Source organism: Neotamlana nanhaiensis, assembly GCF_000943555.1.
In the GTDB taxonomy this organism is placed as follows: Bacteria; Bacteroidota; Bacteroidia; order Flavobacteriales; family Flavobacteriaceae; genus Neotamlana; species Neotamlana nanhaiensis.
On the sequence record NZ_JTDV01000001.1, the window covers coordinates 730,587 to 742,927 of the forward strand.

Consider the following 12,341-nt stretch of genomic DNA (forward strand, 5'->3'; position numbering starts at 1 on the left):
AAACTAAACTAAACTAATTCAATACTTATTGTAGTTTAAACTATTTGTCATCAATATTGAGCATTGTTGGAGGGGGGCCCAAGTAAGATCTTTTCATTCCTCCGAAATCAATGACTACTTTTTGTATGACCATTCCTGGATTTCCAGAGATTAATTTTAATGTATGTTTTCCAGGTTTGGAAATTAAAATTTCACTAGTATTTATTGTACAATTTCTAATGACATTTTTCTTCCAATTAAATGAATATTCATCGGAAGCTGTTGTTTCCCAACTTACCATACTACCATCTATTTGAACTCCATAAGTTGTGCCGTTTTTTTCGTCTTTACCAAAAACAGGTAATGCATAAGTGTAAACGGTTACGTAACCTGCACTTTCTGAATAAAAATCGTATTCTACACTAGCATTTCTCCGACCCTTATCTACAATAGTTCCCAACTGAACACTTTTACCTTCATAACCCAGCTCTTCTATAATTTTAACTTTCATTTCATTTTTTTCGTTTTTTCTTGAAAACTCTGAAGGCAAAATTGAAACTACACCGTTATCTTCAACATAGAGAACATTCAAATCTTCTGCATTTGTTTCTGGATTGTATAAAGACAAGTGTATTTTCTCTGTATGTTCTCCCGAAGTAATTTGAATTTCCCCTGTAATGTTGGTGCCAATTGGCGCTTTATTAAAATCTATACTAACTTGTATTGTTTCTTGAGTATTGGTTTTTCCTTTGACTTTACTAAGTAGAATCCAACTCTCATTAGTTTTAGCTTCCCATTTTAAAGCGTTTACCCCTTTATTGAATACTTCTATAGTATATGTTTGTTTTGTGAACTTGTTGAATCTGGGTAAAACATTTACGCCATTTATGGAAGACGCACTGGGTATGAATATTCCCATTTCTGCATTCTCGGGTACATCTATTTTCTCTGTTGGAGGTAATTGAATTTCAGGAAGTCTTTCGGGTGCCGTCATGATACCAGTCCATTTTCCATTTTCTAAGCCATTATAATTTGCTGTAATTTCTGTTAAACGAGCATCTATGTTATTAACTTCATCAATTAAACCATTTGTAGCAGCTCTACCTTGTTGCGCATACCAACGGTTTTTTTGAGCCACTAGCATTTTTTTATTTACTAATGATGAACCAACTATTGGGTAATAAACAAGATGATAAAAACTAGATTTATATTGTTCTGGCAACTCTTTAAGAAGCGTTTCTGCCTTATTAGCTATTCTATCATATTCGTTGATTCGATTTTGGGCTTCATTATAATTTGAGAATGAAAACTCGGTATCTGAAATTCTTTCTTTAGCAAATAAACTGTTCCAACGCCAATCCCAACCCATATATTCTGGTTTACGCTCGAAACCTAGATGGAAGTAACTATTATAAATATCTTTTAAATCATTTTTGTACTGATTGCCAAAAATGGAAGCCAACAACGAACTGTTATAATCAGGAATGGTATTATAAGTAACCATATCAATATTCCAAGCTAAGTCTAAAAAGAACTGCATACCTAATTCACCTGGTTTTATATCGCCAACATTAAGTAACCAATAACGGTCTGCGCCATTTTGGTATGCTTTATACATTTCTTCATATATTAAAGCTGGTGGCGTTGTATTTAACCAAAGGTAATCGTTAGGCTCTCCTAAGTAGGATATGTGATAATATACACCTGCGCCACCTTTACGCTTAACCTCTTCTTTATCACTTAATTTTTTTATGTACCCAAAATTATCGTCTGGCCAAACTATGGTTATATCTTCTGGTAATTCCATACCACTATTATAGATATTTAAAACCTCCTTGTATGGCACAAATATTTGTGGAATTTCATCTTTTGGTTTTTCAATATACTTGGCAAGTATATCTCTTTCTGCATCTATAACTTGTTCTAAAACATTGGCTTTTGTATAGCCTTCTGGCACATCTTTCATACCTGTATCGTGTATACCCCGCATACCTACGGTATATATATTTTCGTATGGAGCAGCTTCTTTTACGCGTTTATCTAAAACATTTAAAACACCGTCTTTATTGGTTACGTAATCCCATTCACCGTTAATTTTTTTATCCCATTCTGTAGTATTATTGTACAAGAGTGGTTCTGCATGACTACTCGTCATCATAATTGCAAATTTATCTGCAACTACTTTATTTTCTGGATATTTAAAAAAGGCACCAGTAACCTCGTGCATAGCAGGCGCCAGCATGTTTGCTTTTAAGCGAAGAAGTAATTCGCAAACTTTTTCGTAAGTATTTGGGCCAATATCATTTATCTGAGGATCCATCAATTTTGAAGCCCAAGGTTTTAACCCCCAATCTTCGTCATTTAAAAACACCCCCCTATATTTAACTGAAGGCTCTTTAGAAATAAAATCTACATCCGCAATGCGTAATGTTTTTCTTTTTATAACTGGAACATCTGCCCACCAGTACCATGGGGACACACCTATTTGTTTAGAAAGTTCGAATACACCATACGCAGTTCCACGACGATCGCTACCTACAATTACTAAGGCCTCGTCTACGTTTGGCAAAGGTTTTTTTACAGTTATATAACTATATTGTTCCCATTTGTTTTCTAAAGGTTTGGTATTAATTTTATTTGATTCTATTAATTTTTTAACTAATTCACTTTGTAAAGAACCTATAATAATAGCATGTGATGCTTTAGGTTTTTTTGAGGAAACCCTAGGTGTTTTACCTGTAACGTTGTGAATGTCTTTTGAAAGTAAATTTGCGGCAACTTTTACAACCTCAAAATCATTATCATCATAATATATTTTCGCTACAATGTTGTTGTTAACGATAGTAAATCCCGTTTCTGAAGTTTTAACTAATTTAATTTGGGCATTAAGAAATGTAATGCTTATGCTGTAAACTAAAAAAGCTAAAAACGTGAGGTTGTTCTTTTTCATTAATGTTTGGTTATTAGTTTAATTGGTAAATAATATAGGAGTTAAAACCCGTTATAGTTTTTATAACGGGTTTTAAATTAATTATTAATTATATCCTGGGTTTTGCTCTAAAACAGCACCACGGTTACCCTCTATTTCATCAGCTGGAATAGGCCACAAATTAAAATGAGGTTGCATACCCTCATCCATATAGTATGGATTAAAACGGTTCACTCTATCATAAAGTACTCCTAAACGCATTAAAGTTAATCTGCGTTTTTCCTCAAGACCTAACTCTCTAGCGCGTTCATCTAAAATATAATCAATGTTCATTTCTGCACTTGTAGCTAAAGAAGCATTTGATCTAGTTCTTACAACATTTACATCATCTGCAGCTAAGCCTGGTTTGTTATCGGCTAAATAAGCTTCTGCTCTTAACAAATAGGTTTCTGCTAACCTTAACATATATTGATCTGTATAAGTCATTCCTGCATTAGATGTTAATGCAAAAGGCGTACTGCTTGTTCTGTAATTTCCTTCTGGATGGTTATATGGTGTGGTGATTTTTGATGGAAATGCATAAAATTCTCTTCGTCTTGGCAATACTTCTGTAGAATATTCCTGAGTAATATTTTGTACTTTCAAGGCTTCAGAATTAGATTGATCAAAAACTCTAACAAAATTATGATTAGCGTTTCTTATGTCGTTATTCCAGTCTGGATTACTCGAATCATCTCCCCAAATAGTGTTAGAATAATAGGTTGTTGAAATACCCCAACCAATTCCTCTTCCTCCTGTATAATCTCCTACTGGCCAAGAGTTAAATGGGCTAAATCTTAAAAGTGGTGCAAAATGCCTTTCCGCAGGATAACCTCCCGCTCTTCTACCTGTTTCTAAACCACCACCTTGCACATCAATTTCGAACTGTATAACCCATAAAGCTTCTGTATTGTCGTCTGAATTTTGGTTGTTTTTTCTAAATAAATCCCAAAAAACATCCCCTGGAGTTTCCGTACGTCGGGTTCCAAAACGTGATGTCATTAAGGCTGTGTTCGGGTTATCTATTACTTTAGTTGTTGCAGCTATTGCATCTGTATTTCTACCTAAAGCTAGATACGCTTCTGCTAAATAGTGATTAGCAACAAGGTTATTAATACGTCCATCTACAGCCTCATTAATAGAAGGTAAATTTTCTGAAGCAAACAATAAGTCATCTACTACTTGATTAAGTACTTCTTCTTTGGTATTACGTTTAAAATCTACTTTAGGTGCTGTAACTTCATTTAAAACTAGCGGCACTCCTCCATAAAGGGTAGCCAAATTTTTATAACTAATTCCTCTAAAAAATCGAGCTTGAGACAAAATATCATTTAACTCAGTTTCAGTCATTTCAGAATTGGCAGAACGGTCTATAATAGCGTTAGCTTCAGATATTGTTTTATATAATAGATTCCAATGTACTGTTGCTATATCTCCAGAAGGCCTGTAGGCCAAATCCATTCTACTGTGGCGGTTGGTATGTGGTTCTCCATCGTAAACGAGGTCTGTACCATAGATAAAATCAAATGGACGGTTCTCGTCTCTACTGAAATACTGTCTTCTAAATAAAAAATATAAATTATTTACAGATGCAGTAAAGTCGGCATACGTTGTATATGCATTTGCTGAACTTAAAAAGTCTTCAGGCTTTTCGTCTAAAAAGTCATCATTACAAGAATAGAATAATGAGACTATTGCTAAAAATATAAATGTTTTTTTCATGATTTTTTAAAAGGTTAAGTTAATACCCAATGAAAGCGCTTGTAATACTGGTCTTCCACCAGTAGACATGCCTGATCCTGTTTCTGGATCCCATCCTCTCCAATCTGTCCAAGTAGCAAGGTTTTTTCCACTTACAAAAACACTTAACTCATCAATTGATAAACTTTCAAGCAAAGATTTATCGAAACTATATCGCAAGTTTACGTCTTGTAAACGCACAAAGCTTCTATTTTCATATCTTCCTGGGTTAAGGCCTCCACCTAAGTAAAGAGCGTTTAAACCATCAGGGTTTTGTGGAGACCACCAATCTGTTCCGCTAATTTTATTTTGATATAATGTATTTGCATTCCTAAACAAGGCATTATCATTTCTAGCAATATAACTATCACTTCCACCCTGTATGGCATTGAAGAATAAGCTAAGTGAAAAATTCTTGTACTTAAAAGTGTTTAACAAAGAGGCTCTAAAATCAGGGTCGCCTTTCCCTAAAAAGGTACGGTCGTCTGCTTGAGTTATTTCTCCATCTCCATTTTGGTCAACAATTTTGTATTCTCCAGGTCTTATACCACCAACTACATTTTCTTCGCCAATTTGCATAATACCATCGTTTTCATAACCATAAATGGCATTAATTGATTTTCCGATGAACAATCCACTTTGAATTAAATCATCTTCTACACCATCTCCATCTTCATCAACACCTGTAAGCTCAAGTATTTCGTTTTTATTTGTTGAGAAGTTTGCGGTTGCTGTCCAAGTAAAATTATCTGAACGAACAATATCTCCTGTTAATGAAACTTCAACACCAGAGTTTTTAATTTTACCAACGTTTGTTTGAATGTTACTAAATCCTGTTAGATAAGGAATTCTTACTGAAAATAATAAATCGTCAGTAATATTTCTGTAAACATCAACAGAGCCTCTCAGTCTACTTGTAAACAATGAGAAATCTGCACCCACGTTTAAACCTGTAGTTATTTCCCAGCGTAAGTCTGAGTTTTCTAACGAATTTAATTCTTGTCCAAATGCTGTAGTACCACCATCTCCAAACACATATGCGGCTCTTGTTCCTACTCTCGCAAGCGAAGAATATCTACTAGTTTGGTTACCACTTGTACCATAAGATGCTCTTAGTTTAAAATTATTTAACCAATCGGCATTTTCCATAAAGGATTCATTTGAAACAATCCACCCCAATGCTCCTGAAGGGAAATAGGCCGTTTTTTGATTTGCTGCAAATCCAGAAAACCCATCCCTTCTTATTGTACCGGTTAAGATATAACGATTATCAAACTTGTAGTTAGCTCTTGCCATTTGGTAGTTTAAAGTTTCTGTAAATGCAGAAGATCCTACCTCTTGAATGGTTCCTAAAGATAAATCATTATAACCTAATGATAATCTATCAAAACCACTAGCGTAAGCATTTGTACTCTCTCCTTTACGCTCTATAGCACCATACAATAAAGTAGCACTAATATCGTGCTTGCCAAATACCCTGGCGTATTTTAATATGTTGTCAATAGTATAGTCTTTATAGAAACTAACATTTTTACCAGCATCTCCCGTTTCACCAGCACCATATATACTAGAACCATAAGTTTTATCTATCCTATAGTTATTACCGAAGTTTAAACGGTAAGACAAGCCTTTAATTGGCAACTGTATTTCAGAATATAAATTTGCAAAAAAGTAATCATGTCTTTCATAATCCTGCGTATTAGAACCTAAAAACGGATTTAGCTCTACGGTTCCAGAAGGCGTTGGGATTAAATCTCCATTTTCGTCATACGGCACTAACAATGGCGAAGAAATACCTAGTCGGTTTAAACTTGGTTCATCCCCATCTTGTTTTGTAAAAGAACCAAATGTTTGAATACCAATTTTCCACCAATCTGTGGCATCTGCATCAAGGTTTACACGAATACTTTTACGAGAAAAATTATCATTTTTAATAATACCTTCCTGTTCCGTAAGCCCTAATGAAATAAGATAACTTATTTTTTCTGAAGAGCCAGCAGCACTAATTAAGTTCTCTCTAATAAAACTGTTTTGCGTGCCTTCTTCCCACCAATCATAATCATTATCATTAAAGCTAAGAGGGTCGTCTGGTGAAGCTAAATTTGGATTGTAATTTACACCTGAATTATTACCAAAATACCCTTCGTAATCTGGATTAGGTGTAGTATAATCGGGCGCTAAAAATTCAAAATCATATAACTGCATATTTAAGTAGTCAATATATTCATCTCTTTTCATTGGTCTTAAATCGACCGTTGGCTGTAGCGTTGTGTAAGATGAACTTACAGTAATTTTTGCTTTTTGGTTTCTTTTCCCCCCTTTAGTAGTAATCAAAATTACACCATTAGCCGCTTGAGCTCCATAAACAGCTGTAGAACTTACGTCTTTTAGCACATCTATCGACTCGATATCGTTTGGATTAATAGAAGACAAAGAACCGTTGTATTGAATCCCGTCTAGAACTATAAGTACATCTTGATTACCATTTAGAGATACTTGCCCTCTAATACTAATTGATGGTGTTGAGCCGGCACTAGTTACCTGTCCAATATTTAAACCCGGTACTGCACCCTGTAAACTCTGAACAACATTTGCATTGGGAGCTTCTTTAAAGGCTTCAATATTGGCCCTTGCAACAGCCCCTGTTACATCGGTTCTTTTTTGTGTACCATAACCAACCACTACGACTTCATCTAATTTTGATATATCATTTTGAAGTTGGATGTTAATGTTTTTTTGGCTCCCTACAGTAATTTCTTTTTTAAGATAACCAATGTAAGTCACAACTAAAACATCAGCAGGTGAAGCATTGATAGAATACAAACCATCAAAATCTGTCACTGCTCCTGTTTTGGTTCCTTTTAAAACAATGTTGGCTCCTGGAATTGGAATACCTGCTTCATCTGTAATTTTTCCCGTAATTGTAGTCTTTTGTGCAAATAACGAGAAGACACTTAGGCCAAAAAGAATAACAAAAACAAATTTGTCCCTTTTTAACCTTGAAAAACTTTTGGTAGTTTTTTTCATGAGTTAATTTAATTTAGATTAGTTAATAATTTACAATTTCGTCTAATCGTTTTTTCTTACTAACTATTTGAGTGGTGCAAAAATCAAATAACAAGAACAACGATAGACACGTTAATTGAAGAGGCTAAATTAAATATTCAATATCTTATCATGCAGCAAAAATCAGCCAAAAACAAGTAACAAAATGACTTAATCATGCATTCTCATTATTCTTCCAAGAACATTTAATTTGAAATATTAATTTTATACAATTTTAAAAACCAATAATCCAATTAATCCGTAAAAATAGTATTATTGCACTCAAACTACTTTTTTGTTAAAATTTAAACATTAGCTATATGTCCTTTAAAAAAGCATATTCTTCATTAATTTTAGTTTTTTTTTATGTCTTGGCAATACACGGCCAAACTTCCTCTATTAAACCCATTCAAGACATTCTCAATTTCCATCTTTTAGATGTTAATAATGGATTGTCCAATAACTTTGTAAATGATATTGAACAAGATTCTATTGGCTATATATGGGTAGCTACCACTGAAGGCCTGAATCGGTTTGATGGAACAAACTTTGTGCAGTTCAAACAAGATTTTCAAAGCAATGACTCAATCCTTTTAAACAACAATGTGTCATCACTAAAAATCGATAATGAAGGCAACTTACTAATAGCTACCGACGATGGAATTAATATATTTAATCCTAAAAAAGAATCGTTTAGAACATATAAACAGAATGGGGTAACTTTAAAAACTCATGTTAGCTGTATGGCCATTGGCCCAAGAAAAGAAATTATAGTAGGTTCTGCACGAATAAAATGGGGGTTAACCTTTATTGATGAAAACAACAAGGTTAAATATATAAGTACTCAAAACAAAAATCATTCATCTCTCTCTACTAATTACATCTCCAACCTCTTTACGCAAGGCGATTCTATTCTCTGGATAGGCACAAATTATCACGGATTACATAAATATAATTATAAAACCAACAACGTAAAAAAAGTTGCCCTACACAATAATCCCGACAATACGTTTACCATTGAAACCATATATTCCGATTCAGAAAACAATTTATGGTTTGGCACATCAAAAGGGCTATTTGTTATTACTAAAAATGCTGATACGCTAAGTTTAAAAAAATCAATAATTCCAAAAAAAGGTCTTAGTGATAACGAAATTTTGTCTTTTGAAGAAGATAATGAAAAACGCATGTGGATTGGAACTAGAAACGGAGGGTTAAATATCCTTAAAACCCCTTCATTCCTTTCAAAACAATCTTTGGAAATAGAATGGTTCTTACCAAAAAATGACGGATCTAGTGTTTACAACAGGACTATTTCTGCAATAAAAAAAGACAATAATGGCAACATGTGGTTAGGCACAAGCACAGGTTTAAATTTTGTGAATCCAGATGGCGAACCAATAAAACTATTTGTTGAAAACTCTAAAATCGAAGATGGTTTAAACCATAATAGAATTGGAGCCTTATCAGAAAGTAAAGATGGTAAAATTTGGGTAGGAACCGATGGAAAAGGATTAAGTGTATTTAACCCAAAAACTGGCAAATTTAAGCACGTAGCCAATAGTGATAAAAGTGAATTGAGCAACAATTATATCATCTCATTATATGATGACCAAAAAGAAAATTTATGGATTGGAACCTATAAAGGCGGCCTAAACAAATTTAATACTAAAACGGGTTATTTTGAACATTACCTACAAGGTTCATCAAGGGATGGTTCAGATGTGAGGAAAATATTTGAAGACAATCAAGGTCATATTTGGGTTGGAACCAACCGAGGAGGCCTTTATAAATATAATCCAATTAATAATAACTTTGAATATATTGAAACTCTCGGAAAAATTGATATAAGAGACATAAAAAACGATTCTCTTGGCAATTTATGGCTAGCCTCATATGGTGATGGTATCATTAAATACAACTACAAAAAAAATATTGCAAAGTACTATACCTCTAACAATACCAAAGGAGTAATTACAGACATTATTTTTAGCATTCAGCCTTTAAAAAATGGAGACATACTCGCAGGCCCACGTTATGGAGGTTTAATAAGACTAAACCCAAGCACGAACAAAATTCAAAATTTTACTGAAAATGATGGATTAAGCAATAATACGATAATGAGTATTGTTATGGGTACCGATACTGAAGCCTGGTTATCTACGGCCAAAGGCATTAGCTATTACAATACCGAAACCAATAATATTATTAATCTAAACCCTTTAAATAATATACAAAAAAGTGATTTTAACATTGGAGCTGCTTTAAAAAGCAAAGAGGGTCTTATGTATTTTGGAGGCAATAGTGGATTTAATGTGTTTAACCCAAAAGACATTTTCAACAAAAATGAAAGTACTGAGTCAATCCTTTTTCAAAATCTCTATATTTCCAACAAAAAAGTCACAGTAAAACCAGAAACAGATAAAGCTATTTTAAAGAATGCCATAACTTATCAAGACCACCTTTCATTAAAACATGATCAAAATTCGTTCTCTATAGATTTTGCTGTACTTAATTATCCGTTTGCTAAAAACATCAATTATTCATATATCCTTGAAAATTATCACAAAAACTGGATAAGCACCAAAGGAGCCAGTGTAGCTAACTTAAGTAATATCCCTCCGGGCAACTACAACCTTAAAGTAAAAGCCGTATTAGGTTCAGGAAAAGAAATCATTAATCAAATAGGTATAAACATACCCCCTCCTTTTTGGAGAACTTCAACTGCCTACACACTTTATACACTTTTAATTTTAGCATTATTATATATAGGGCTTAAATATTATTCGGAGCATTTAAAATTAAAGAACTCTCTTTTATTTGAAAAAAAACAAAGACAATTAGAGCAAGACCTAAACGAAGAAAGAATACGTTTTTTTACAAGTTTTTCACACGAACTAAGAACACCTCTTACATTAATTCTTGGTCCTGTAAACGACATGTTAACAAAAATTTCTAGCCCTGAACATACCAAAACATTAAGTTTGATTAAAAAGAATGCCTCTACTTTATATAGCACTATCAATAAATTGTTAGAGTTTAGAAAATCTCAAGTAGGTTTAAGCGATTTAATGATAAGCAAAAACGATATAGCTAATGTTTTAAAACAATTAGTAAACAATTATCGTTCCTTAGCCAAAAAGAAAGGAATAACTTTAAATCTAAACTTAGAAACCAAAAGTTTAGAAGCATGGTTTGATTTAGAAAAAGTTCAAATTATTATAAGTAATTTACTTTCAAATGCCATCAAATATTGTGATAAAGGCTCAATAATCAACGTATATCTCAGGAATGACCAAAAATATTTTAACGTTGTAGTTGAAGATACAGGAATGGGAATTCACCAAAATGATATTGACTACATTTTTGACTGGTATTACCAAACCAAGTCTCAACATAGAAAAAAAGGAACAGGTATAGGGCTTGCATTATCAAAAAATTTCGCCGAATTACACGAAGGCAAAATAACCCTAAACAGTAAACTCAACCAAGGCACAACCTTCACTTTAGCCATACCGTACAACAAATCTTCCTATTCTAAAGAAATTATCAACGATCAAGATTCGATAATTGAAAACGATAACGCTTTGAACGAGTTAAACGTATGGGACGAAACTTTGACCAAAGCAAATGAATTAAAGAATAGGAATATAAATCTAAACAAAGAAGACAGGCTATTTTTATTATTAATTGATGACAACCCTGACGTTCTCGATTATTTAGAAGGGGTATTAAAAAACAATTATGACCTTATTTTTGCAGAAAATGGGCAAGAAGGAATAGATAAAGCCATAAAGTATGTGCCAGATTTGATAATTTCTGACGTTATGATGCCCCAAAAAAGTGGCATTGATTTATGTGGAGTATTAAAAAAAGAAACTACTACAACGCACATACCAATAATCCTATTAACTGCAAAAACAAACGCAGAAAGCATTAAAGAAGGCTATGAAACTGGAGCTGATGATTATATAATCAAACCCTTTAATAGCGACATACTTTTTGTAAGGATTAAAAACTTAATTGAAGGAAGAAATTTATTAAGAAAATATTTTTTAGGACAAGACAAACAACCTAGCGACCTATCATTAGAACAATCAAAGTTATTTGAGAAAGAAAAGGACTTCCTAAGAGAGCTCGAACTCGCCATTTTAAATCACTTAAAAAAAGGGGGTGCTAATGTTAATGAAATAACAAAAGCAATGGGTATGAGCAGAACTCCTTTATTTAGAAAAATAAAAGCAATCACAGGAAAAAACATAAATGAATACATTACCATGGTAAAGCTTAAAAAAGCGGCATCATTGATTAAAAACGAAGGATACTCAATTTCCCAAGCTGCTTTTGAGGTAGGCTACAAAAGCCCTACCTATTTTAGAAAATTATTTAAGAAACAATTTGGAGTTTTACCATCAGAGTACAAACAATAATATGTAAAACCATTTGGCACATAAATAAAATGGATACGACGTAAGTTCCTTTTTATGCTTACAAATTTAAAATTTGCCTTCAATTAGCTAATTGTTATGCTACATTTCAAATCGCGTTTCGCATGGTTGGTTGAGAGAGCGTAAAATTTTAGTAGCAAAAAATTAGTTGGCTACTGCAT

General features: G+C 33.2%; 4 protein-coding genes. 1 reads left to right on the forward strand and 3 read right to left on the reverse strand.

Annotation, left to right across the window (positions count from 1 at the left end):
- Positions 1-40: 40 nt before the first annotated feature.
- The 3 genes from PK35_RS02850 to PK35_RS02860 all read right to left on the reverse strand — a co-directional run bounded on the left by PK35_RS02850 (position 41) and on the right by PK35_RS02860 (position 7,714).
- On the reverse strand, positions 41-2,929 hold the full coding sequence (locus tag PK35_RS02850; protein ID WP_044625101.1) for a glycosyl hydrolase 115 family protein: 2,889 nt from the start codon (positions 2,927-2,929) through the stop codon (positions 41-43).
- An 84-nt stretch (positions 2,930-3,013) separates the two neighbouring features.
- A complete protein-coding gene (locus tag PK35_RS02855) occupies positions 3,014-4,669 on the reverse strand; it encodes a RagB/SusD family nutrient uptake outer membrane protein (protein ID WP_044625102.1) in 1,656 nt (551 codons plus the stop codon).
- A gap of 6 nt (positions 4,670-4,675) precedes the next feature.
- Positions 4,676-7,714: a SusC/RagA family TonB-linked outer membrane protein gene (locus tag PK35_RS02860; RefSeq protein WP_044625103.1), complete on the reverse strand. Its 3,039-nt coding sequence runs from the start codon at positions 7,712-7,714 to the stop codon at positions 4,676-4,678.
- 338 nt (positions 7,715-8,052) lie between these two features.
- On the opposite strand from PK35_RS02860, the gene PK35_RS02865 reads away from it, so the two are divergent.
- The gene (locus PK35_RS02865) at positions 8,053-12,162 is read left to right on the forward strand and encodes a two-component regulator propeller domain-containing protein (protein ID WP_044625104.1); all 4,110 of its coding nucleotides are present in this window, start codon (positions 8,053-8,055) and stop codon (positions 12,160-12,162) included.
- The last annotated feature ends 179 nt before the right edge of the window (positions 12,163-12,341 follow it).